We start from the raw sequence: 22,497 nt of genomic DNA, 5'->3' as shown, positions 1-22,497 counted from the left end.
GTGACCGTGACGCAGAGTTCGGGCGTGCCGCTGCGCGTCGTGTCGTACAACATCCACAGCCAGCGCGACGACACGGCCGCGCTGGCGGCGGTGGTCCGCGACGCCCGGCCGGACGTGGTGATCGTGCAGGAGGGGCCGCGCCGGTTCCGGTGGCGGCAGAAGTCGGCGGCGCTGGCGGAGTCCTTCGGCCTGGTGGTGGCCGCCGGCGGGCTGCCCGCGCTCGGCAACCTGCTGCTGACCAGCCTGCGGGTGCGGGTGGTGGCCGACCGCTGCCAGCGCTTCCCGCTCACCCCCGGCCGGCACCTGCGCGGCGCCGCGTACGCCGAGTGCGTGGTCGCCGGGGCGGCCCGGTTCACCCTGGCCGGGTCGCACCTGTCCACCGACCCGGCCGAGCGGCCCGCGCAGGCCGCGCTGTTCAAGCGCGAGCTGGACGCCGCCACCAGCCCGGTGGTCGCCGCGGCCGACCTGAACGAAGGGCCGGACGGGCCGGCCTGGGCCACTGTGGCGCGCGGGCTGTCCGACGCCGCCGTGGCGATGGACCGGGCCGACCGGCTCACCTACTCCTGCGCGGACCCCCGGCGGCGCATCGACGCCCTCTTCGTCGATCCGAGGATCACCGTGGTCGACTACGACGTGGTGGACACCCCGCAGACCCGCCGCGCCAGCGACCACTTCCCGGTCCTGGTCGACCTGCTGCTGCCGGCCGCCGACTGACCGTCCGTCGCGGCCGGGGCTGGACAACCCGCTCCGTTGTGGAGAGGATGCTGCGCGACCCGGCACTCGTGCCGCACAAAAGGAGATCCCGGTGTCCACCTCCACCGACCACGGCCGGCCCGACCCGGAGGCGAGCACTCTCGCCCTGACCCGCGACGGCCGGCCGGTCTCCGACCGGGGCGACACCGTCTGCGTCGTCGGCGCGGGGGCCAGCGGTCTGACGGCGATCAAGAACCTGAAGGAACACGGCTTCGGCGTCGACTGCTACGAGCGGGAGACCGGCGTCGGCGGCGCCTGGAACTGGCGGCACGACCGCAGCCCGGTGTACGCGAGCACGCACCTGATCTCGTCGCGGCCGTTCACCCAGTTCCCCGACTTCCCGATGCCGGACGACTGGCCGGACTACCCGCACCACAGCCGGCTGCTGTCGTACTTCGAGCGGTACGCCGACCACTTCGACCTGCGCGGGCACATCTGGTTCGGCACCGAGGTCGTCCGGGTGGAGCCCGTGGCCGGTGACCGCTGGGACGTGACCACCCGCAGCACCGGCGGCTACGGCCCGGAACGCACCTCCCGCTACGCGGCCGTGGTGATCGCCAACGGCCACAACTGGTCGCCGAAGCTGCCCCGCTACGAGGGGCTGGAGGAGTTCCGGGGCGAGGTCATGCACGCCTCGTCCTACAAGGACCCGGCGCAACTGCGCGGCAAGCGGGTGCTGGTGGTGGGCGCCGGCAACACCGGCTGCGACATCGCCGTCGAGGCCGCCCAGCAGGCGTCGCGCTGCTGGCACTCGACCCGCCGGGGCTACTGGTACGCCCCGAAGTACGTCCTCGGCCGCCCCGCCGACCAGGTCAACGACGCGCTGCTGGCGCTGCGCGTGCCGTTGCGGGTGCGGCAGTGGCTCTACCACTGGACGCTGCGGCTGACCGTCGGCGACCTGACCCGGTTCGGCCTGCCGAAGCCCGACCACCGGGTCTACGAGACGCACCCGATCGCCAACAGCCAGCTCGTCTACTACGTGGGCCACGGCGGGATCGCGCCGGTGCCGGACGTCGTCCGCTTCCACCCGTACGCCGTCGAGCTCTCCGACGGCCGGGAGATCGACCCGGACCTGGTCGTCTTCGCCACCGGGTACCTGCCGCGCTTCGAGTTCCTCGACCCGAAGGTGCTCGGCGACGACGCGGGGGAGGGCCGCCCGAAGCTCTGGCTGAACGCCTTCGTCCCCGGTCGTCCCACGCTGGCCGTGGCCGGGCTGGTGCAGCCGGACTCGGGCATCTTCCCCCTGTCGCACTGGCAGTCGGTGCTCTTCGCCCGGCTGCTGCGGCTGCGCGTGACCCGTCCCGACCGGGCGGCGGCCTTCGCCGCCCGGGTGTCGGCGAAGGCGGGGGAGCGCTACGCCGGGCCCGTCAAGGACAGCAGCCGGCACTGGTTCGAGGTGGGCCACGCCGACTACCTGCGCGCGGTCCAACGCGCGCTGCTCGACCTGGAGGCTTCCCGGTGAGCGCGAGGAGTGCAGCGCAGCGGAGCCCCGCAGTCGCGAACGAAGGGTGGGCGCGGTGAGCGCGAGGAGTGCAGCGCAGCGGAGCCCCGCAGTCGCGAACGAAAGGCCGGAACAGTGAGTCAGGTGCGGATCATGCGCGGGCGGGAGTGGGCCCGCCCGGTCCGCCCGGTCCGGCGTGAGGTGCTCGGCGCGACCCCCGAGGTGGAACAGGGACGTCCGCCGCTGCTCTTCGTACCGGGCTTCGGGCACGGCGCCTGGGCGTTCGCCGAGCACTGGCTCGGCCACGCCGCGTCCCGGGGCTTCCCGGCGTACGCGCTGAGCCTGCGCGGGCACGGCGACAGCGGGCCGGCGCCGGAGGCGACGCTGCGGGCGTACGCCCACGACGTGACCCAGGCGGCGGCGGGCCTGCCGCGCCAGGCGGTGCTGGTGGGGCACGGCGCCGGGGCGCTCGTGGTGGCCCACGCGCTGGCCCGCTACCCGGCCCGGGCCGCGGTGCTGGTCGCGCCGGTGTTCGGCGGCTGGGCGACGTTCGGGGCGGCGCTGCGCCGCAATCCGGTCGGCACGCTGCCGGCGGTGTTCGGCGGGCCGCTGCGGCTACACCGCCGGCAGCTGTTCAGCCGGGAGCTGCCCGAGGCGGAGGCCCGGGGCTACGCGGGCCGGCTGGGGCGGGCCGGCCGGCGCGCCCAGTGGCAGCTGCTGACCGGGCGGGCCGCCGAGCCGGCGGTGGGCGACCCGCCGGTGCTGGTGCTGGGCAGCCCCGACGACCGGATCGTGCCGTCGTCGGCGCTGACCCGGGCGGCCCGGCGGTACGGCTCAGCCCCGCTGCTCTTCCCCGGCATGGGGCACGACATGATGCTCGACGCCCGGTGGCGGGAGCCGGTCGACGCGATCCTGGACTGGCTGGAGAAGGACCCCGCGCCGACCGGCCGGCCCTGACGCCCCGGCCCGACCGGCCGAACGTGACCGACCAGCCGACCCTGACCGCCCCGGGCCGGGCCGGCGGCCTCAGCCGGCGGCGCCCAGTCGGGTCAGCAGCGAGCCGCTCTCGTCGAGGGCGGAGAGGTAGGAGCGGGCCCACGCGCGGATGTCGTGCCGGTGCAGGTGTGCCCGCATGGCCCGCATCCGCGCGCCGAGGTCGTCCGGGCCCGCCCGCAGCGCCGCGAGCAGCCCCTGCTTGAGCCCCTCCAGGTCGTGCGGGTTGACCAGGTACGCCTGCGGCAGCTCGGCGGCGGCGCCAGCGAACTCGCTGAGCAGCAGCGCGCCCGTGTCGTCCACCCGGGCGGCGACGTACTCCTTGGCGACGAGGTTCATCCCGTCACGCAGCGGGGTCACCGCCATCACGTCGGCGACGCGGTAGAGCGCGGCCAGTTCGGCGCGGTCGAACGGCTGGGTCAGGTAGTGGATCGCCGGCTCGCCGACCCGGCCGAACTCCCCGTTGATCCGCCCGACCTCGCGCTCCACCCGTTCGCGGAGGATCTGGTACTGCCCGACCCGTTCCCGGCTGGGCACCGCCACCTGCACGAGCACGGTGTCGCGCACCTTGACGTGCCCGTGGGCGATCAGCTCGCTGTACGCCTTGAGCCGCTGCTCGATGCCCTTGGTGTAGTCCATCCGGTCGACGCTGAGGATCACCTGCTCGGGACTGCCGAGGTCGCGGCGCAGCCGGCTGGCCCGGTCGGCGACGTCGGGCCGGGCGGCCAGCGCGGCCATCTCGGCGGTGTCGATGGAGACCGGGAAGGCGCCGATCCGGACCACCCGGTCGTCGACGGTGATCCGCCGGTCGGTGGCGGGGACGTCCAGCACCTTCGCCACCAGTTGGGCGAAGTTGTGCGCGGCCTGGGAGCGCTGGAAGCCGATCAGGTCGGCGCCGAGCATCCCGCGCAGCAGCTCGGCCCGGCGCGGGAGCTGCATGAACAGCTCGGGCGGTGGAAACGGCACATGCAGGAAGAAGCCGATCCGCAGGTCCGGCCGCAGCTCCCGGAGCAGGCCGGGCACCAGTTGCAGGTGGTAGTCCTGCACCCAGACCACCGCGCCGGGCTCGGCCACGTCGGCCGTGGCCTTGGCGAACCGCTGGTTGACCCGTTGGTACGCCTCCCACCAGCTGCGGTGGTACTCCGGTTGTTCCACGGAGTCGTGGTAGAGCGGCCAGAGGGTGGCGTTGGCGAAGCCCTCGTAGTGGTCGCGCAGGTCGTCGGCGGTCAGCGCAACGGTGTGCATGCGGACGCCGTCCACGTCGGGCAGCGCCGGCGCCGGGCCGGTGCCGCCGGCCCACCCCACCCACGTCGCCGGAGTGTGTCGCAGGAGGGGATGGAGGGCGCTGACCAGGCCGCCGGGACTGCGGCGCCATTCGCAGGCACCGTCGGGCGCCACACTGTCGTCGATGGGCAGGCGGTTGGCCACCACCACGAGGGAACTCTGTCGCATCTCGGGCATTCCGATCAGCAGGGAGTGACCGCCGCAGCGGAGGAACAACCGGGCAGTCAGCGAGGGATGTGACGGACAGCGGTATTCCTACTGACAGTAAGTTACACCAGTGTTGCGCACCGGGCTCGGGGCGTCCGTCGTCCCGGGATGCGGGCAGGAGAGTCGGCGGACGGGTCGCCGGTCAGACCACCGCGCCGTCGTCCGGGTCGCGCTCGTCGTCGTCGCCACCGGGGCGCAGCCGCCAGATCAGCGAGACGAAGCCGGCCAGGATGCCGGTGAACCCGAACAGGTTGACCACCGACGGGTCGGCCACCGGGAAGAGCGACGGGAACAGGAAGAGCACGAAGCCGACCACGATGGCCAGCACCCCGACCACCGTGTACTTCGAGAAGCGCGGCAGGGGCGGGGGCGGCGGCGGGGTGTAGCGCTCGTCCTCCGCCTCGTCGTCGGGCAGGTCCGCGCCGAAGGTGTCCAGCCCGTCGAGCAGCGACGGCTCGTCCTGCCGGCCCCGCGACAGGGAGACGCCCGAGATGTCGGCCGCGTACGGCAACCGTCGCACGTCGGTGGCGGTCGGCCCGGCGGGCTCGTCGGGCGTGCCGAGCGTCACCGGGCCGCCGGCGGGCCCGGGCGGGTCGTCCACGTCCTCGGCGGCGGGCCACGGGTTGTCGCCACCGCGGGGGGCGGTGGTGTGGAAGCCGGCGACGATACGGGCCCACTCGGCCTCGATGTCCGGCTCGTCCTCGCGGGGCTTCTCGGGGGCCGTCTCGTCCGCGAGCTGGGTCAGGTAGTCCCGCGCGGTCGTCAGGTGCGACCGGTCGACGTAGAGCCGGTCGACGGGGCGGGGCGGGACGGTGGTGGTGCGGGTGACCGGGTTCAGGTCGGCCGAGGGCTGGAGGTAGGCGGCGATCCCACCGGCGGCCAGGACGTCGAGCAGGTGCTCACCGACGCGCGGATCCACGTCGCCGGCGATGGCGTACTCGCTCGCGTCGAGCCCGTTGTCCCGCCGTCCCCGGCGGGCCCCACCCGCTGACACCGGACATCCTCCTCATCACGCGCCCGCGGCGCGGCCGCCTGAGCCCCCTCGGCGCCGACCCGCACGCCGTGCCTTGAATCGTGACACGTCCGGACCCCGTTCCGGGAGTGCCTTGTGGCGCGGCGTACGAAGTCAGAGGCCCTGCCGCAGGTCGCGACCGGGGATTTATGTCCGTTCTTGCTGAATGTTTTTCAACGGAGCCCGCCTGCGGCGCCGTGCCGCCCGAGGGGCCGCCGGTGCCGGCGAGCGCGCCGAGCGCCGGTCAGCCCGGGCCGGGCGGTGAGCCGGGCCGCACCAGGCCGCTCTCGTACGCCGCCACGACGAGCTGCGAGCGGTCCCGGGCGTGCAGCTTGGCCAGCAGCCGGCTCACGTACGTCCGGGCGGTCGCCGGGCTGATGTGCAGGACCGCGCCGATCTCGTCGTTCGACCGGCCGGCCGCGACCTCGGCCAGCACCTCCCGCTCCCGGGCGGTCAACGAGCCCAGCCGGGCCGGGTCCGGCTCCCGCCCGCCGGCGCGCACCGCCGCCATGACCCGCCGCGTCACCGCGGGGGAGAGCAGCGCCTCCCCGGCCCGGACGATCCGCACCGCTCCCCGCAGCTCGTCGGGGCCGGTGTCCTTGAGCAGGAAGCCGGACGCGCCGGCCCGGATCGCCTCGAAGACGTACTCGTCGGTGTCGAACGTGGTGAGCACGACGACCCGTACGCCGGTCAGCCGCTCGTCGGCGACGATCCGCCGGGTGGCCTCGATGCCGTCCGTGCCCGGCATCCGGACGTCCATCAGCAGGACGTCCGGCCGCTCGGTGACCGCCAGCCGGTACGCCGCGTCGCCGTCGCCCGCCTCGCCGACGACCTCGATGTCCGGCGCCCGGTTCAGCAGCGCGCGCAGCCCCGCGCGGACCAGGTGCTGGTCGTCGACGAGTCCCACCCGGATCACGTGGTCCCTCCCAGGGGTAGTTCGGCGCGTACCTCGAAGCCGCCGCCGGGTCGGTTGCCGGCGGTGACGGTGCCCCCGAGCAGGGCGGTGCGCTCCCGCATGCCGCCGAGCCCGTACCCGCGCGGGGTGTCCTGGCGCTGCCCACGGCCGTCGTCGCGGACGGCGACGGCGAGGGTGCCGGGGCCACGGACGACGTCGATCTCGACGGTGCTCGCGCCGGCGTGGCGCAGGGTGTTGGTCAGCGCCTCCTGGATCAGCCGGTGGGCGGTCGAGTCGACCGCGGCGGGCAGCCCGGTCAGCTCGCCCTGCCGGTGGACGGCGATCCGCAGCCCGGTGGCCCGCGCGCCGGCGGCCAGGGCGTCCAGCCCGGCCAGCCCCGCCACCGGTTGCCGGGGCTCGGCCACGGCCGGGTCGCGCAGGAGACCGAGGGTGGTGCGCAGCTCCCGGGCGACCTGGGTGGTGGCCGAGCGGACGTGCCCCAGGGCGGCACGGGCGGTTGCCGGGTCGTCGTCGAGGGACTCGTCGGCCACGCCGGCGTGCAGCGAGATGACGGAGATGTGGTGGGCGATGACGTCGTGCAGGTCCCGGGCGATCCGGAGCCGTTCCTCCTCGACGCGGCGCGCCGCCTCCCGGGCGTGGTCGCGTTCCAGTTGCCGCAACCGCCACCGTTGCTCCCGGCGCCGCAGCCGCCGGGACCGGACCCCGTCGCCGAGGGCGACCGCGGCGGCCATGATGGCGACGCTGGAGGCCAGCTCGAAGCCGATGAGGTACGCGACGCTCGCGCCGTCCGCCGTGCGGAAAGCGGTGGAGACGACGAGCAGGCCGAGCCCCACGAGCACCGCCCAGCGCAGTTGCCCGGCCTCGGCCGCCGAGTAGAGCGCCGCGGCGAGGGGGAGGGCCAGCCCGACCGGCGGGTAGCCGGCCACGTAGTAGGCGACCAGGCCGGCGGCGCTCACCACCAGCACGGTGGTCGGCGCGCGGCGGCGCAGGAGCACGAGCGCGCCGAGCCCGACGGCGAACAGGTAGGCGGGGACGTCGCGGCCCCGGTCGCCGCCCAGGTTCGCGGTGATCGCCGCCGCCACGACGGCCGAGACGGCGACGCCGATGAGCAGGTCCAGCACGGCGGCCCGGGGCAGCCGGACCAGCCTGCCCGCTCCCCGCCGCACCCCGGCCACCCGCACACCACGAGCGTAGGTGCCGCAGGCCTTCGCGCGGGGCCGACGGGTGTCCCGACCGACCGTCGCCCCGCGCCGTATCCGCGACGGGCGGCGGTACGTCGACAGGCGACACCGCCCGCCCGCCGGCTGCCCGCCGCCCGGCTGCGGCTGTCCGGAATGGACGCTCCGCGCCACGCGGGCCGGATCACGTTGTGGCGGCACGCATCGGGTTCGTAGGCTCATGCCCACGACGACCCGTGGCGACGCGGCGGCCTCGCGACCACCTCTGGAAAGGACGCCGGTGCTGTACTGGCTGATGAAGTACGTGCTCCTCGGCCCGCTGCTGAGGCTGGTCTTCCGCCCGCAGGTCGAGGGGCTGCACCACGTGCCCGACACCGGGCCGGTGATCCTCGCCAGCAACCACCTGTCGTTCTCCGACTCGATCTTCACGCCGCTGGTCGTGAAGCGGCGGGTGACGTTCATCGCCAAGGCCGAGTACTTCACCGGCAAGGGCGTCAAGGGCTGGCTGACGAAGATGTTCTTCGTCGGCTCCGGCACCATCCCGGTCGACCGCTCGGGCGGCCGGGCGGCCAGGGCGGCCCTGGACACCCAGCTGCGGGTACTGCGCGCCGGTGGCATCGCCGGCATCTATCCCGAGGGCACCCGCTCGCCGGACGGCCGGCTCTACCGGGGCAAGACCGGCGTGGCCCGGCTGGCCCTGGAGAGCGGCGCCCTGGTCATCCCGACGGCGATGCTCAACGCCGACGAGATCCAGCCGCCCGGCAAGCTGATCCCCAAGATCGCCCGGGTGCGGATCCGGTTCGGCCCGCCGCTGGACTTCTCGCGCTACGCCAGGATGGCCGGTGACCGGTACGTCGAGCGCGCGGTGACCGACGAGATCATGTACGAGCTGATGGAGCTCTCCGGCCGCGAGTACGTCGACATGTACGCCCAGAAGGCCAAGAGCCCGCCCGCCGGCCCGGTCCCCCGCGAGCCGGTCCCCGCCTGACGGGCCGCCCGCCCGCGTCGCCCGGTCAGCAGGCCAGGGCGGTGTCGGCGGCGGTCGTCGGGGGGCGGGCCAGGTCCAGCAGGACGGGGGCGTGGTTGCGCAGCGCGAAGGCGCGCAGCTCGGCCAGCTCCGGGCGGCCCGCCGTCGACTCGCCGGCCCGCTCCAGCTCCACCGTCGCGAAGGTCAACGCCAGCATCCGGTCCGTCACGTCCGGGATGCCGGCGTAGATCTCGGCGCCGGCCAGGTGCAGCTCGGCGGCCCGCCGGTGGTCGCCGTCAGCGGCGGCCAGCGCACCGGCCACCGTCCGGCGCGCCGCCTCGGACCAGGGTGTGCGGTGACCCACCCGGTCCAGCATCGCGCGTACCCGTGCCGCCGCTTCCCGCCCGGCGAGGCTGGCCGCGTACCCGGCCGCCGGGATCCACTCGCCGCTGGCGATGGCGGGCACCACCGACCAGGAGTCGGCCAGCTCGTCGATCAGCGCCGTCGCCTCCTGCCGGCGTCCCTGCAGGGCCCGGCAGAGCGCGCCCATCCCCAGCATCGTCCAGTGCGGCCGGTGGAAACCGCTGCGCCGGGCGGCGTCGAGCGCGGCCGCCACGTCGTCGCTGAACGTGGCGGCGGCGTCGTCGTCCGAGTGGGAGCGCGCCTGCGGCACCCGCTCGCCGCGCAGTACCAGCAGGCAGGAGCGCAGGCCGCGGACCTGCATGTCCCAGCTGCCGGTCGGGGTGTCCACGAATGCCTCGGCGGCGGCCAGCAGCCGGTCGAAGTCGCCCTCGAACCAGGCGCGCATCGCCTCGGCCGAGTAGCTCGTGGTCAGCGTCTGCCCGCTGGCCTTGCGGGTTGGCGACGACGAGAGCAGGGCGTCCGAGCGCAGCCAGTCGCCCTCCTCGCAGACGGCGTAGGCGAGGTTCTGCATGGCCCGGGGCAGGGCGATCAGCTGGTTGGCGCGGCTGAGCTCGACGATCGCGTGCAGGTCGTCCAGGCCGGACCGGTCACCCGCCTGGTAGCGGGCGATTGCCGAGGTGATCCGGGCGTTGGTGCGGGTCTCGGTCAGCCTCAGCCGCTCACCGATCTCCGCCGCCCGGTCGGCTGCGGCGACCGCCGGATCACGCTCATAGTTGAGCATGTGCAGCCGGCCCAGTTCGGCGTAGGCGTCCGCCTTCTGCGGGCTGTCCGGCAGCGGGTCGAAGAGCTCGACGGCCCGGTCCAGGCAGGCGAGCGCGGCGGCCCGGTCGGCGCGCAGCCACGCGGCCTGACCGAGCAGCGTCCAGGCGCGCGCCGCGCAGGCGTCGTCGTCGTGCGCCAGCAGCCGGTCGGCGAGCGCCTGCACCTGCTCGGGCCCGCCGCCGGAGAGGAAGACGTTGCCGTCGCGGTAGAAGGAGATCTCGGTGCTGAGCAGCTCGAGCTGGAGCCGGTCGAGCGGGTCGGAGTCGTCGGCCAGCCCGAGCGCCCGGCCCGCGTGGCTCGCCGCGACGTCGAGACTGTGCAGCGCGTACGCCCGGCGGGCCGCCCGGTGCAGCGCGGCCCGGGCGGGGCCGGCGAACCGGGCCATCTCCATGCCCAGCGACCGGGCGATCTCGTGGGCCGCCCACCGGTGGTGGGCCAGCACCTCCGCCAGGTCCGTGTCCCGGCTCTGCGAGAGCATGTCCAGCCACTGCGCCGTCCGCTCGTGCCGCGCCACCCGCTCGGTGCGGGGCAGCCGCTGGTAGCAGACGTCGCGCACCAGCACGTGCCGGAACCGGTACTCGGGCTGCCCGGCCATCGTGGAGGCGGCCTGCTCGTGCACAAAGTCCCGCTGCTCCAGCCGGCGCAGCGCGCGCTCCACCGACTCGACGGGCTGCCCGAGCGCGGCGGCCACGGCCCCCGGCCAGAACTGCACGCCGACCACGGCGGCGGCCAGCAGCACCGTGCGTTCCTTGGCGTCGAGCAGGTCGATGCGGTTGGCGATGACGGCGTGCACGCTCTCCGGCATCGGCAGGTCGAGGTGCTTCTCCAGCGACCAGCCCCGCACGGACTGGCGCAGCGCGCCCTGCTCGATCAGCATCCGGACGTACTCGTGGGCGTAGAGCGGGTTGCCGCCGGCGACCTCGATCAGCGGGCTGAGCATGTCGGCGGAGAAGGCCGCCCGGCCGAACATGTGGGCGTAGAGCGCGGCGATGCCCGTGTCCCGCAGCGGGGGCAGGGTGATGGTCACCGAGCCGGTGATCGTCCCCGCCCAGCTCGGGTCCCGGTCGACGAGTTCCGGCCGGGCGGTGCAGAGCAGCAGCAGCGGGACGTCCCGGGCGGCGGTGCCGAGCAGCTCCACGAAGCGCAGCATCGCGTCGTCGGCCCAGTGCAGGTCCTCGAAGACCAGCACGGTCGGCCGTCGGGCGGCCAGGGCGAGCAGGAAGCGCCGCCACGCCGACCCGGTCTCCTCGGCCGGCAGCGCGGTCCCCGGCAGCCCGACGAGGGGCCGCAGGGCGTCGACGAGGCGCTGCCGCTCGCCTGGGCCGACCAGCTCGCCGACGGCCGAGGCGAGCCGCTGGGCGGCGCTCGACGCCGGGTCGGTGTCCAGGATGCCGGCCTCGGACTTGACGATGTCGGCCAGCGCCGCGAACGTCACGTTCTCGCCGAACGGCGGGCACCGCCCGATCCGCCAGGTCAGCGGCTCGTCTACCAGCTGGTCCACGTGCCGGTACAGCTCCCGGACCAGCCGGCTCTTGCCCAGCCCGGCCCGGCCGAAGACGGTCACCACCTGCGGGCGGCGGTCGCGCAGCGACCGGTGCAGGGCGTTGACCAGCATCCCCAGCTCGTGTTCGCGGTCGATCAGCGGCGTGACGTCCGGCTGCCGGTCCGTCGGCTGCCGGCGGACCGGGGACAGGGCCAGCCACACCTCGGTCGTCGTGGAGCGCCCGCGCAGGGTGACCGGCGGCTGCTCCGAGTAGCGGATCGCGTCCCGGGTGAGGGCATGCGTCACGCCGCAGACCAGCACCCCGCCCGGCGGCGCGACCGACTGCATCCGGGAGGCCGTGTTGACCACGTCGCCGGCCACGATCGCCTGGCCGCCGTCGCGGGCGGCGGCGACGTCGACCAGCGCCTCGCCGGTGGCCACCCCGACCCGGAAGCGCAGCGCGTCGGCGCCGGTGGGGGCGAAGCGGGTCAGCACCCGTTGCAGCTCCAGCCCGGCCCGCACGCAGCGCAGCGCGTCGGTCTCGGTCGCCACGGGCGCGCCGAACAGGGCCATCACCGCGTCGCCGATGTACTTCTCGACCACCCCGCCGTACTGCCCCACGACGCGACGGGCGGCCGAGAAGAACCCGGTCTGCATGCCGCGGACCAGCTCCGGGTCGGCCCGTTCGACGTACGGGGTGAAGTCGATCAGGTCGACGAAGAGCACGCTGACCCGGCGGCGGTCCTCCTGCGGGGCCGGCTGTCGCTCGCTCCCCGGCCGGGCGGCGCCGCAGGAGGTGCAGAACGCCACGTCCTGGGCGAGCGGGCGCAGGCAGTGCGGACAGACCGCACCCAGCTCGTTGCCGCAGCCGCCGCAGAAGCGGTCGCCCGCGGCGGCCGTGCGTCCACAGCGGTCACACTGCGTGGCGATGACGCCCTCCACTCGCGATCCCGCCGGTGCCGTGATCGGCACCGTTCCGGTGTCAGTATCGCCGTCCGCCCAGCTGTCGGGTACCGGGCTGTTGGCTTGTGGACAGTCCACCGGGCGGCCCTACGGTTACAGTCAGGCGGCTGAATGTCGACCATTGACCACAGGGGGATTCCCGATGGTGTACGTGATGTTGCAGAGCGACTGGACCGACGGCAGCGGGGTCAGCCACCTCGCGGGCGACTCCGTCGACGTGGACGCCGCCACGCTGGCCGCGCTCCAGGCGCAGGGGATCGTCAGCGAGCAGTCCGGTGGCGGCAAGGACGGCACGGAGTGGGTCGGGCCGGGCAGCACCAACTGGGTCGGGCCGGGCAGCAACACTCCCTGACACCCCGCACGAAAGGGCCGGAGCGGCTGCTCCGGCCCTTTTTCGCGTACGCCTCAGCGCTCGCTCATGCCGGCGCGGCGGCGCAGCGCCGCGACGTCGGTGACCACGATGCGCCGGCCCTCGGTGCGCAGCCAACCCCGGTTGGCGAACGACCCGATCGCCTGGTTGACGCTCTGTCGCGAGCCGCCGGCCATCTCCGCGAGCTGGCTCTGGTTGAGCTCGATGGTGATCATCGGGGCCTGACTCTCGCCGGCCAGCCGGACCAGGGTCTTGGCCACCCGGCCGGGCAGGTCCAGGAAGACGTGGTCGGCGTTCTGCTCGGTCAGCCGGCGGATCAGCCCGCCGAGCGAGCGCATCACCGCGTCGAGGATGCGCGGGTTGGAGTGCACCAGCTCCATGAACGCGCCCCGGGACAGCGCGAGCGCGGCGCAGTCCTCGATCGCCTCGGCCGAGGCGGAGCGGGTGGAGGCGTCGAGCAGGGAGACCTCGCCCAGCACGTCCGGCGGACGGATGACCGACAGGACGGCGCGTTCGCCGGTCGGCGCGGTGCGGAAGACCGCGACCGCGCCCCGACGCAGGACGATGAGGGACTCGCCGGGGTCGTTCTCGACGAAGAGCAGTTGGCCCTTGCGGTATGTGCGGGGGACCGCCGCGGCGATCACCCGCTGCCGGACCTCCGGCTCCAGCCCGGCGAACATCTCCACGCCCGTGAGCGCGTCACCAGGCTCCGGCAGGCGCATCTCCACGGTCCAACCCCTCCCCGGTCAAGGACCACAACTCGCTCACCGGGTGAACCTGAAGGCCCTCGACGAGGTGAACTGACACCGGTTCGGCGTCCGGTAGCGGTACACATCAGATCATGACGGTCCGGTCGCTTGCTGTACACCCCTCAAATCACTTCCGTGACACTCCCGAGCTGCGACGACCGGCGCGGTGGGAGGCGTTCCGACCGCCCCGGTCGTCGCGCCGCCGAGGGCGTGGGCGAGGATGACGGGCGATGGTCTACCGCTATTTCTACGACTGCGAGTTCATCGAGGACGGCCGGCTCGTCGACCTCGTGTCGATCGGCGTCGTCGACGAGTACGGCCGTGAGTTCTACGCCGTCTCGACCGAGTTCGACGACTCGCGGGCCGTGCCCTGGGTGCGCCGCAACGTGCTCGACAAGCTGCCCTCCCCGGCGAACCGCGCCTGGCGTTCCCGGGAGCGCATCCGCGACGAGCTGTACGACTTCCTCGTCGAGCCGGTCCGCGACCGCCCGGGCGAGCAGTTGGAGCTCTGGGCCTGGTACGCCGCGTACGACCACGTCGCCCTGGCCCAGCTGTGGGGCGCCATGCCGGCGCTGCCCCGGGAGATCCCCCGGTTCACCAAGGACCTGCGCCAACTCTGGGACGACCGGGGCCGGCCGCCGCTGCCGGACGCCGACGCGGCGCGGCACGACGCGTTGGTCGATGCCCGGCACAACCTGGCCCGGTGGCGGGCGATGACCGGTTCGTAGGTTTGGTCGGTTCTGTCCCGGGCACCGGTGCGACGTCGAGCCGATGTGAGGGAGAGTCCCAATGAGCAACGAACCGACCAACGCCGCCGAGGCCCGGCGCCGGGTGACCGAGCTGGTCCGCGAGGCCCGCATCTGCATGCTGACCACGATCGCCGTGGACGGCCGGATGGTGAGCCGTCCGATGGGGTTGCAGGAGGCGGAGTTCGACGGCGACCTGTGGTTCTTCGCGTACGCCGACTCCGCCAAGGTCCGGCAGGTCCGCGTGAACCCCGAGGTCAACGTCTCCTTCTCCGACTCCCGGCGCAACTCCTGGGTGTCGGTCGCGGGCACGGCCCGGGAGGAGTACGACCGGGCGAAGGCCGAGGAGCTGTGGAACCCGGTGCTCAAGGCCTGGTTCCCGGACGGGCTGGAGACCCCCGGACTCACCCTGCTCAGGGTGCACGCCGGATCGGCGGAGTACTGGGACTCTCCGTCGAGCACCGTGGTGAACCTGTTCGGCTACGCGAAGGCGGCGGTGACCGGCAAGCCGCCGGAGGTGGGGGAGAACCGCGAGGTCAGCTACTGACCGGTAGGCCGTCCGCCGGTGAGACCGGCCCGGGGCGCGGTGTCGGCGTACGCCCGCGGCGACTACAGTGCGCACTGACGGCCCGCCCCGGGCCGGCAACGGCGCCGATGGTCTTGATTCGACACATATCCTGGGGCAAATCGGGCTTCACCTGATGCTCCCAGGAGGATGAGCGATCATGCGTATCGGCGTGCTCACCGGCGGCGGCGACTGCCCAGGTCTCAACGCGGTCATCCGGGCGGTGGTCCGCAAGGGCGTCGCCAGCTACGGCCACGAGTTCGTGGGTTTCCGGGACGGCTGGAAGGGCCCGTTGGAGGGCCTGTCCCGCCCCCTGGGCATCGCGGAGGTCCGCGGCATCCTGCCGCGCGGCGGCACCATCCTCGGCTCGTCCCGGACGAACCCCTTCAAGATCGAGAACGGCGTCGAGCGGATCAAGGAGAACCTCGCCGCTCAGGGCGTGGACGCGCTCATCGCGATCGGTGGCGAGGACACCCTCGGCGTGGCCACCAAGCTGCACGAGCTCGGGGTCCACGTCATCGGCGTGCCGAAGACGATCGACAACGACCTCGGCGCCACCGACTACACCTTCGGCTTCGACACCGCCGTCAACATCGCGATGGAGGCGATCGACCGGCTGCACACCACCGCCGAGAGCCACCACCGCACCCTGGTGGTCGAGGTGATGGGCCGGCACGCCGGCTGGATCGCCCTGCACGCCGGCCTGGCCGGTGGCGCCAACGTGATCCTGCTGCCGGAGCGGCAGTTCGACGTCGAGCAGGTCGCCGGCTACGTCGAGAAGCGCTTCCAGCACCAGTACGCCCCGATCGTCGTGGTCGCCGAGGGCGCCCAGCCGCTCGACGGCCAGATGGTCCTGCACAACCAGGAACTCGACGCGTTCGGCCACGTCCGCCTCGGCGGCATCGGCCAGTGGCTCGCCGAGCAGCTGGAGGCCAAGACCGGCAAGGAGGCCCGCACCGTCGTGCTCGGGCACATCCAGCGCGGCGGCACCCCGAGCGCCTTCGACCGGGTGCTCGCCACCCGGCTCGGCCTCCAGGCGATCGACGCGGTCCACGAGGGCGACTGGGGCAAGATGGTCGCCATGCAGAGCACGGACATCGTCCGCGTCCCGCTGGCCGAGGCCACCCGCGAGCTGAAGACCGTGCCGCTGGAGCGGTACGCCGAGGCCGAGGTCTTCTTCGGCAGCTGATCCATCCCCGGCGTCGCGGCGGGCCGTCCGGCCCGTCGCGACGCCGGTCCACTTCGAGGGGGTACGACGGCGATGGCGGGTTCGGTGCACACGGTCGCGGTCATCGGGGCCGGCAAGATCGGCGAGCTGATGCTCTCCGGACTGTTGCGGTCGGGCTGGCCCGTCGACCGGCTGCTCGCCACCGCCCGCCGGCCCGCCCGCGCCGAGGAGCTGACCGCCCGCTACGGGATCCGGGTGGTCGACAACCTCACCGCCGTGGCCGAGGCGGAGGTGCTCGCCGTCTCCGTCAAGCCGCAGGACGCGGCGACGCTGCTGGACGAGATCGGGCCGAAGGTGCCCGCCGACAAGCTGGTCATCTCCCTCTGCGCCGGCCTGCCGACCAGCTTCTTCAACCGCCGGCTGCCCGAGGGCACGCCCGTGGTGCGGGTGATGACCAACACCCCGGCCCTGGTCGACCAGGCGATGACGGCGATCTCCGCCGGCGCCCACGCCACCGGCACGCACCTGGCGCTGGCCGAGGAGATGTTCAAGCCGCTGGGTTCGACCGTCCGGGTGCCCGAGTCCCAGCAGGACGCGGTGACCGCCCTCTCCGGCTCCGGGCCGGCGTACTTCTACCTGCTGGTCGAGGCGATGATCGACGCCGGCATCCTGCTCGGCCTGCCCCGGCAGGTCGCGCACGAGCTGATCGTGCAGACCGCCATCGGCTCGGCCGTGATGCTGCGCGACTCCGGCGAGCACCCGGTGAAGCTGCGCGAGGCGGTCACCTCACCGGCCGGCACCACCATCTCCGCCGTACGCGAGCTGGAGAAGCACGGCGTACGCGCGGCGCTGCTCGCCGCGCTGGAGGCGGCCCGGGACCGGGCACGCGAACTGGCCGCCCAGGCGGACTGAGCCGCACCGCCGACGGTCGTCGGCCGTCGGGTCCCGGGGGCGGCGCTGTGCCGCTGGGGTGGGCGGCGGCCCGACCTGGGGGCCCGGCCCAGGTCGCCACCCATGCCCTCGCTGGCACTTCGGAGAATGGCCTCGCGGCGAGACGCGCTGGGAGACAGGCAAGGAAATCCGCTACAGGTGCTGCCAACCTGTATAGAGTTTCCTTGTGAAGTCGGCGGACGGGTCGGAGGCTGAGAACACGCCGCTGCAAGGGCTCCCGGCGACCTTCACCTATTCCCAAGCCCTCGAAGCCGGCCTTTCCGAGTGGCAGTTGTACCGGCTGCGCGATCGAGGGCTCGTTGAACGTGTCGGCAGAGGTCTCTATCGGCGACCTGATGCCGAGGCGGCGGACATCGATCTGATCGAAGTCGCCAGTCGCGCTCCGTCAGCCACGCTATGCCTGGTCACGGCCCTTGCCCGGCACGGTCTTACTGATGAAATCCCCTCTCGCATCGACGTCGCGCTACCTCGCGGGCAGCATCGACCTGCCACCACCTCGCCGGTCGCCTGGCACTGGTTCGACCCGGCCACGTTCCAGATCGGTCGGACCGAGCTGCGACTGGATCCGGAGACCTCGATCGGGCTCTACAACCCTGAGCGCAGCATCCTCGATGCCGTCCGCCTGCGGCACCAGGAAGGGCCGGAACTGGCGTACGCGTCGCTGAGGCGCTGGCTGCGGCGGCGCGGCGCATCGCCGTCGGCGCTGCTGACGATGGCTCGGCACTTCCCCAAGGCCGAGCGCCCCCTTCGAGAGGCGCTGGAGATCCTGCTGTGACAGCACGCCCGACCCGTTCCACCGTCGCTGGCCGCGCCTATCTCGACCTGCAGAACCTCGCCCGCCGCACGGGTCGTCCCACGGATGAGCTGCACCAGGTCTACGCCCTGGAGGGGTTCCTCGCCCGGGTGACTCATTCCCCGTACGCGGACAAGCTCGTTCTCAAGGGCGGTGTGCTACTCGCCGCCTACGCTGCCCGGCGGCCTACCCGCGACGTGGATCTCCAAGGTCGATGGATCTCCAACGACACCGACCAGGTGCTCGGCATCGTCCGCCAGATCGCGGCTCTGCACCTCGACGACGGCCTCGTGTTCGACGCGGCGGGCGCAGGCTCCGAGACGACGACGTGTACTCCGGAGTCCGCGTCACACTGACCGGCACTCTCGCCGCCGCGCGTCTGACCTTCCACGTCGACGTCAACGTGGGCGACCCGATCTGGCCCGATCCGCAGCAGGTCTAGCTGCCGCGTCTGCTCGACGGGGAAATCATCGTCACCGGCTATCCGCTTCCGATGGTGCACGCGGAGAAATTGGTGACGGCACTGCAGCGCGGCGAGGCGAATACCCGTTGGCGCGATTTCGCCGACGTCTACCTGTTGTCGAATCGGCACGATGTCGATGGCGACGACTTGGCGGCGGCGGTGCAGCGGGTCGCTGAGTACCGCGAGGTGACGCTTGAGCCGCTGAGTCGCGCGCTCGATGGATATGCAACGCTGGCGCAACCACGATGGGCGGCTTGGCGGCGTAAGCACCGCCTCGACGATCGGCTTCCTCAGGACTTCGGCGAGGTGTTGCAGCGGGTGTCGGGGCTCGCCGACCCCGCGCTGGCCGGAACCTGTCGCGGGCAAAACTGGATCGCGGCGGCCTCGACGTGGACTGGCAGGTGACCGCAGTCGAGGTGGGCATGCGGGCACCGATCCGCAGATACCGTTCGGCGTCCGTCGCCCGCGATCCGGGCGACGGACGGCCGGACGTTCCTAGTAGAGCAGGTGGGGCTTGCGTAGCTGGTTGAAGTCCGCCAGCTCGTCGGCCCAGGCGCCGACCACGTCGTCCACGTCGGCGCCCGCGTCGATCATCGTGCGCAGCCGCGGCGACCCGGTGAGCTTGTCGATCCAGTACGGACGCACGGTGTCCCACGAGTCGCGCCGCCACGCGAACGCCTCGTACTTGTGCGCCTCCACCAGCATCGCGACCGCCGTGCGGATCGGGTCGTACTTCGCGCGGTCGACGACCTTGACCTCGACCCCCGCGCAGAGCTTGTTGAGCAGCGCGGGCTTCTGGCCGGCGGACGTCGGCGTGAAGTACGCCTCGCGGAACTCGACGCCGGGCAGCTCGCGGGCGTTGAGCCGGTCGGACCAGTGGTAGTCGAAGTCCTCGGCCAGCCCGCCGATCAGCTCGAACGGCTTGCAGGTGCCCCGGCCCTCGGTGAGCGAGGCGACGCCCTCGAACAGGCCGGTGCCGGGGTAGACCAGCGCGGTGTCCGTGGTGGGCATGTTCGGGCTGGGCAGCACCCAGGGCAGGTCGGTGTCGGCGGCCAGCTTGTCGCGCTTCCAGTGCCGGCACTTCACGACGTGCAGGTCGACCTGGCGGCCGGCCTCGGCGGGCAGGAACTCGGCGTTGAAGAACCGGGCCAGCTCGCCGACGGTCATGCCGTGCTGCTGGACGATCTCCTTCAGGCCCACCCCGGAGGTGTAGCCGGCGGTCATCATCGGCCCGTAGGCCCGGCCGCCGACCGGGTTCGGCCGGTCCAGCACCACGTACCGCTTGCCGACGCGGGCCGCGGCCATCATCGAGGTGTACATGGTCCAGATGTACGTGTAAAAGCGGGCGCCGACGTCCTGGATGTCGAAGACGACGGTGTCGACGCCGGCCTGGGTGAACATGGTCTCCCACTTGGCCAGCGAGGCGCCGTACGCGTCGTAGACGGTGACCCCGGTGCGGGCGTCGATGCCGGTGCCCTCGCTGCCGCCGGCCTGCGCCGAGCCACGGAATCCGTGCTCGGGGCCGAAGGCGGCGGCCAGTCGCACCGTGCCGGAGACGTGCATCAGGTCGACCAGGTGCCGGTAGGCCGAGTCCACGCCGGTGGGGTTCGAGATCACCCCGACCCGCTGGCCGGCGAGTTCGGCGAAGTCGGACCGGACGAGCACGTCGAGCCCGGTCTCCACGTGCCGGATGCCGGGCGCGGCGTGACCGGCCGCGCCGGGTGCCGTCGCCGCGACCGCGCCCGCGGTCACCGCACCCGCTCCGGCCAGGAACTTCCTTCGCTCCATGTCGACCCTCCCTCGGTTTGGTCGAAACTTAGCTACACGTTGATGCCCCGTCAAGGAAGGTTAGCTACAAAGCCGGGGTGGACGGGGCCGGCCGGCGGCGCTTTCTGAACCGCGATCCTGCGGCGCGTGGTGCGGACCCACCGGTCGGACGGTGCTCCATACTGGCCCGGTGTTCACCCTCGCCCAGTCCCGCCACCTGATCGCCACCCTGCGCCCGCGCGTCGATGAGCTGATCCGGCTGCGGGCCGACCTGGCCGAGCTGCGCGTCGACCTGGCCGACCGGGGCGCCAGCCCCCTCGGCGGGCTCGCCGAGGTCAAGGGGCTGGAGGCGCGGCTGCACGCCCTCGTCGAGGAGCTGCACTCCCACGACATCCAGGTCAAGGGCATCGCGCCGGTGCTGCTCGACTTCCCCGGCGAGCGCGGCGGCCGGCAGGTGCTCTGGTGCTGGCTGGAGGGGGACACCGACGTGCGTTGGTACCACCGGGTGGAGTGCGGCTTCGCCGGCCGCCGCCCGGTCTGATCCGCCGCGGCGGGGTCGCCCCGCCCGGGTCGGTGGCGCGGGCCGGGCGCCCGTCGCCCCGCGCCGGTGGCGCTCAGGCCAGGGACGCGAGCATGGCCGGGGAGACGTTCCCGCCGCTGATGACGAGCACGGTACGGGTGCCCGGCGCGGCGTCGACCAGGCCAGCCCGCAGCACGGCGAGGGTGACGGCGGCGGACGGCTCGACCAGGAGCTTCGTCGCGTCCAGCAGCTCCCACCAGGCGGCCCGGATGTCCTCCTCGGACACCTCGACCACCTCGTCCACGAGCGCGCGGACGTGCGCCAGGGTGTGCCGCCCGGCGAACGGCGCCGCCAGCCCGTCGGCGATCGACGTCGGCCGTACCGCGAGGGCGTCGCCGTCCGTGCGCAGCGCGTGGCCGACCGCGTTGGCGGTGGCCGGCTCGATCCCGACGATTCGGGCGGTGGGGACGGCCGCCCGGACCGCCGACGCCACCCCGCTGATCAGCCCGCCGCCGCCCATCGGGACGAGGACCAGCTCCGGCGGCGGGCCGTCGGCCAGGATCTCCCTGCCGACGGTGGCCTGGCCGGCGATGACGTCCGGCTCGTCGAACGGGTGCAGGAGGTGGTAGCCGCGCTCCGCCGCGAGGGCCTGGCAGGTGCCCAGCAGGTCGTCGGTGAGGACGACCTCCCCGCCGTACCGCCGGACCGCCTCGATCTTGGTCGGCACCGCGTGCGGTGGCATGCAGACGACCGTCGGCAGGCCGAAGGCGCGACCGGCGAAGGCCACGGCCGCCGCGTGGTTGCCGGCGGAGAAGGCGGTCAGCCCGGCGGGCGCCCCCTCCCGTTCGACGTGGGCGAGCAGCGCGTTCAGCGCGCCCCGCACCTTGAAGCTGCCGGTGTGCTGGAGGTTCTCCGCCTTGACCGCGAGGTCGAGCCGGAGCGGGTCGCCGAGGCGGGGGCAGGGCAGCAGCGGCGTGCGGGCGACCCGCCCCTCGATGCGCCTCTCGGCCGTGATGATGTCGTCCACGGTGGTGAGCTGCACGGTCGCAGCCTAGCCCGGCCCCGGCCGGTCGCACCGCCCGTGGTGACGGCGACGCAGGACCCGATCGAACGGTGCGACCGGCGGGGCGGTGGCGCGACCGCTCAGCGGGTGGCTTCGGTCAGCGCGGCCCGCACCCTGGCGGCGTCGGCCGGCGCCTCGCGCTCCCAGTCCGCCGGGTCGGCCGAGTAGATGGTCCCGTAGGCGGGGGTGTCCGGCTGGTAGCGCCAGCTCTCGGCGAGGGCGCCGGCGTCCACGGCGTCGTAGCCGATCCGGTCGAGGAAGGCGGTGGCCTCCGCCTTCGCGCCCGCGTCGTCGCCGGCGACGGGCAGCGCGCTGCGGTCGTCGGCGCCGGCCGGCCGGGCCAGCGCGTGCAGGTGCTTGAAGAAGATGTTGTTGAACACCTTGACCACCCGCGACTGCGGCAGGTGCCGCTGGAGCAGTTCGCTGCTGGTGGTGGAGCCCGAGTCGAGCTCGGGGAACCGGCCGTCCCGCTCCGGGTAGTAGTTGTTGGTGTCCAGCACGAGCTTGCCGGCCAGCGGCTCGACCGGCACGTCCCGGTACGCCTTCAGCGGAATGGTGACGACCACCAGGTCGCCGGCCTCCGCGGCCTCGCCGGCCGTGGCCGCCCGGGCGCGCGGGCCCAGCTCCTCGACGAGATCCTTCAGGGTCTCCGGGCCGCGCGAGTTGCTCAGCACCACGTCGTAGCCGGCGGCCACCGCCAGCCGCGCCACCGTGCTGCCGATGTGTCCACTGCCGATCAGTCCCACAGTTGTCATGTCGCTTCCCAACCTCGTTCGCGGCGACGGTATTCCCCACCGGTGTGGTCGACAATTCCGTCTGGTGTCCGGTGCGCCGCCCGCCCAACGTACTGCCGGCCCGGGCGCGGGGGGCCGGCTTCGGGACAACGCCCGCCGGGCGGCCCGCATCGCCGTCGCGGCGGGAACGGTGTCGGCCCTGGCGGCTAGCCTGCCTCCACTTGCG

Annotated in this window: 22 protein-coding genes; 13 read left to right on the top strand and 9 right to left on the bottom strand. The window is 73.4% G+C overall.

Going from position 1 to position 22,497, the window contains the following annotated elements; all coding sequences use genetic code 11:
- Positions 1-6 precede the first annotated feature (6 nt).
- The 3 genes from OG989_RS29880 (at position 7) to OG989_RS29870 (ending at position 3,151) form a co-directional block, all read left to right on the top strand.
- Entirely contained in the window at positions 7-714 is a 708-nt protein-coding gene (locus tag OG989_RS29880) for an endonuclease/exonuclease/phosphatase family protein (RefSeq protein ID WP_151454535.1), read from the top strand.
- Between the two features lie 91 nt (positions 715-805).
- Positions 806-2,215: a flavin-containing monooxygenase gene (locus OG989_RS29875; protein ID WP_327029164.1), complete on the top strand. Its 1,410-nt coding sequence runs from the start codon at positions 806-808 to the stop codon at positions 2,213-2,215.
- A 132-nt stretch (positions 2,216-2,347) separates the two neighbouring features.
- Positions 2,348-3,151 (top strand): alpha/beta hydrolase, encoded by an 804-nt coding sequence (locus OG989_RS29870; RefSeq protein WP_327031263.1) that lies wholly within the window; start codon positions 2,348-2,350, stop codon positions 3,149-3,151.
- Positions 3,152-3,220: 69 nt separating this feature from the next.
- On the opposite strand, the gene OG989_RS29865 is transcribed toward OG989_RS29870, so the two are convergent.
- The 4 genes from OG989_RS29865 to OG989_RS29850 form a co-directional block, all read right to left on the bottom strand.
- Positions 3,221-4,639 carry an alpha,alpha-trehalose-phosphate synthase (UDP-forming) gene (locus OG989_RS29865; protein ID WP_151454537.1) on the bottom strand — a complete coding sequence of 473 codons (1,419 nt, stop codon included), beginning with the start codon at positions 4,637-4,639 and terminating at the stop codon, positions 3,221-3,223.
- A 181-nt stretch (positions 4,640-4,820) separates the two neighbouring features.
- Positions 4,821-5,672: a DUF308 domain-containing protein gene (locus OG989_RS29860; protein ID WP_151454538.1), complete on the bottom strand. Its 852-nt coding sequence runs from the start codon at positions 5,670-5,672 to the stop codon at positions 4,821-4,823.
- A gap of 262 nt (positions 5,673-5,934) precedes the next feature.
- Positions 5,935-6,606 (bottom strand): response regulator transcription factor, encoded by a 672-nt coding sequence (locus OG989_RS29855; RefSeq protein ID WP_151454539.1) that lies wholly within the window; start codon positions 6,604-6,606, stop codon positions 5,935-5,937.
- The gene (locus OG989_RS29850) at positions 6,603-7,787 is read right to left on the bottom strand and encodes a sensor histidine kinase (protein WP_327029163.1); all 1,185 of its coding nucleotides are present in this window, start codon (positions 7,785-7,787) and stop codon (positions 6,603-6,605) included. The genes OG989_RS29855 and OG989_RS29850 overlap by 4 nt, the downstream gene beginning before the upstream one ends.
- A 277-nt stretch (positions 7,788-8,064) precedes the next feature.
- On the opposite strand from OG989_RS29850, the gene OG989_RS29845 reads away from it, so the two are divergent.
- Positions 8,065-8,772 carry a lysophospholipid acyltransferase family protein gene (locus OG989_RS29845; RefSeq protein ID WP_327029162.1) on the top strand — a complete coding sequence of 236 codons (708 nt, stop codon included), beginning with the start codon at positions 8,065-8,067 and terminating at the stop codon, positions 8,770-8,772.
- A 25-nt stretch (positions 8,773-8,797) separates the two neighbouring features.
- Here the strand turns inward: OG989_RS29845 and OG989_RS29840 are convergent, their stop codons facing one another.
- Positions 8,798-12,361 (bottom strand): ATP-binding protein, encoded by a 3,564-nt coding sequence (locus tag OG989_RS29840; RefSeq protein WP_327029161.1) that lies wholly within the window; start codon positions 12,359-12,361, stop codon positions 8,798-8,800.
- Positions 12,362-12,524: 163 nt separating this feature from the next.
- On the opposite strand from OG989_RS29840, the gene OG989_RS29835 reads away from it, so the two are divergent.
- Complete coding sequence (locus tag OG989_RS29835; RefSeq protein WP_091629607.1) at positions 12,525-12,734, top strand: hypothetical protein; 210 nt, start codon at positions 12,525-12,527, stop codon at positions 12,732-12,734.
- 53 nt (positions 12,735-12,787) lie between these two features.
- On the opposite strand, the gene OG989_RS29830 is transcribed toward OG989_RS29835, so the two are convergent.
- Entirely contained in the window at positions 12,788-13,480 is a 693-nt protein-coding gene (locus tag OG989_RS29830) for a Crp/Fnr family transcriptional regulator (protein WP_121400498.1), read from the bottom strand.
- 251 nt (positions 13,481-13,731) lie between these two features.
- Here OG989_RS29830 and OG989_RS29825 point away from each other — a divergent pair, with 251 nt between their 5' ends.
- The 7 genes from OG989_RS29825 to OG989_RS29795 all read left to right on the top strand — a co-directional run bounded on the left by OG989_RS29825 (position 13,732) and on the right by OG989_RS29795 (position 18,592).
- Positions 13,732-14,229 (top strand): polyadenylate-specific 3'-exoribonuclease AS, encoded by a 498-nt coding sequence (locus OG989_RS29825; protein WP_089003323.1) that lies wholly within the window; start codon positions 13,732-13,734, stop codon positions 14,227-14,229.
- Positions 14,230-14,290: 61 nt separating this feature from the next.
- Positions 14,291-14,794, top strand: a complete 504-nt coding sequence (locus OG989_RS29820) for a pyridoxamine 5'-phosphate oxidase family protein (protein ID WP_327029160.1) — start codon at positions 14,291-14,293, stop codon at positions 14,792-14,794.
- A 178-nt stretch (positions 14,795-14,972) separates the two neighbouring features.
- Positions 14,973-16,001, top strand: a complete 1,029-nt coding sequence (locus tag OG989_RS29815) for a 6-phosphofructokinase (protein ID WP_132236203.1) — start codon at positions 14,973-14,975, stop codon at positions 15,999-16,001.
- 72 nt (positions 16,002-16,073) lie between these two features.
- Entirely contained in the window at positions 16,074-16,892 is an 819-nt protein-coding gene (proC, locus tag OG989_RS29810; RefSeq protein WP_327029159.1) for a pyrroline-5-carboxylate reductase, read from the top strand.
- Positions 16,893-17,097: 205 nt separating this feature from the next.
- Positions 17,098-17,706: a type IV toxin-antitoxin system AbiEi family antitoxin domain-containing protein gene (locus tag OG989_RS29805; protein WP_327029158.1), complete on the top strand. Its 609-nt coding sequence runs from the start codon at positions 17,098-17,100 to the stop codon at positions 17,704-17,706.
- On the top strand, positions 17,703-18,080 hold the full coding sequence (locus OG989_RS29800) for a nucleotidyl transferase AbiEii/AbiGii toxin family protein (protein WP_327029157.1): 378 nt from the start codon (positions 17,703-17,705) through the stop codon (positions 18,078-18,080). Before OG989_RS29805 ends, OG989_RS29800 begins: the two co-directional genes overlap by 4 nt.
- An 86-nt stretch (positions 18,081-18,166) precedes the next feature.
- Positions 18,167-18,592, top strand: coding sequence for a nucleotidyl transferase AbiEii/AbiGii toxin family protein (locus OG989_RS29795; protein ID WP_327031262.1), 426 nt, complete (start codon positions 18,167-18,169; stop codon positions 18,590-18,592).
- A gap of 90 nt (positions 18,593-18,682) precedes the next feature.
- Here OG989_RS29795 and OG989_RS29790 read toward each other — a convergent pair whose 3' ends face one another.
- A complete protein-coding gene (locus OG989_RS29790; RefSeq protein ID WP_327029156.1) occupies positions 18,683-19,975 on the bottom strand; it encodes an exo-beta-N-acetylmuramidase NamZ family protein in 1,293 nt (430 codons plus the stop codon).
- A 169-nt stretch (positions 19,976-20,144) separates the two neighbouring features.
- On the opposite strand from OG989_RS29790, the gene OG989_RS29785 reads away from it, so the two are divergent.
- Positions 20,145-20,495 (top strand): DUF2203 domain-containing protein, encoded by a 351-nt coding sequence (locus tag OG989_RS29785; protein ID WP_327029155.1) that lies wholly within the window; start codon positions 20,145-20,147, stop codon positions 20,493-20,495.
- Between the two features lie 73 nt (positions 20,496-20,568).
- Here OG989_RS29785 and OG989_RS29780 read toward each other — a convergent pair whose 3' ends face one another.
- Positions 20,569-21,516 (bottom strand): threonine ammonia-lyase, encoded by a 948-nt coding sequence (locus OG989_RS29780; RefSeq protein WP_327029154.1) that lies wholly within the window; start codon positions 21,514-21,516, stop codon positions 20,569-20,571.
- A 101-nt stretch (positions 21,517-21,617) separates the two neighbouring features.
- Positions 21,618-22,442 carry an NADPH-dependent F420 reductase gene (locus OG989_RS29775; RefSeq protein WP_327031261.1) on the bottom strand — a complete coding sequence of 275 codons (825 nt, stop codon included), beginning with the start codon at positions 22,440-22,442 and terminating at the stop codon, positions 21,618-21,620.
- Positions 22,443-22,497 lie beyond the last annotated feature (55 nt).

The sequence above is a fragment of the Micromonospora sp. NBC_01740 genome (genome assembly GCF_035920365.1).
Taxonomy (GTDB): domain Bacteria; phylum Actinomycetota; class Actinomycetes; order Mycobacteriales; family Micromonosporaceae; genus Micromonospora; species Micromonospora reichwaldensis.
The sequence above is the reverse complement of the archived record's forward strand: the minus strand, read 5'-3'. Positions and strand labels throughout refer to the sequence as shown.

Bases quoted from the DNA above. Each gene is read 5' to 3' on its own strand.
- OG989_RS29790 (WP_327029156.1), bottom strand. From the start codon at position 19,975: ATGGAGCGAAGGAAGTTCCTGGCCGGAGCGGGTGCGGTGACCGCGGGC.
- OG989_RS29775 (WP_327031261.1), bottom strand. From the start codon at position 22,442: ATGCGGGCCGCCCGGCGGGCGTTGTCCCGAAGCCGGCCCCCCGCGCCC.
- OG989_RS29835 (WP_091629607.1), top strand. From the start codon at position 12,525: ATGGTGTACGTGATGTTGCAGAGCGACTGGACCGACGGCAGCGGGGTC.
- OG989_RS29865 (WP_151454537.1), bottom strand. From the start codon at position 4,639: ATGCGACAGAGTTCCCTCGTGGTGGTGGCCAACCGCCTGCCCATCGAC.
- OG989_RS29820 (WP_327029160.1), top strand. From the start codon at position 14,291: ATGAGCAACGAACCGACCAACGCCGCCGAGGCCCGGCGCCGGGTGACC.
- OG989_RS29825 (WP_089003323.1), top strand. From the start codon at position 13,732: ATGGTCTACCGCTATTTCTACGACTGCGAGTTCATCGAGGACGGCCGG.
- OG989_RS29870 (WP_327031263.1), top strand. From the start codon at position 2,348: ATGCGCGGGCGGGAGTGGGCCCGCCCGGTCCGCCCGGTCCGGCGTGAG.
- OG989_RS29815 (WP_132236203.1), top strand. From the start codon at position 14,973: ATGCGTATCGGCGTGCTCACCGGCGGCGGCGACTGCCCAGGTCTCAAC.
- proC (WP_327029159.1), top strand. From the start codon at position 16,074: ATGGCGGGTTCGGTGCACACGGTCGCGGTCATCGGGGCCGGCAAGATC.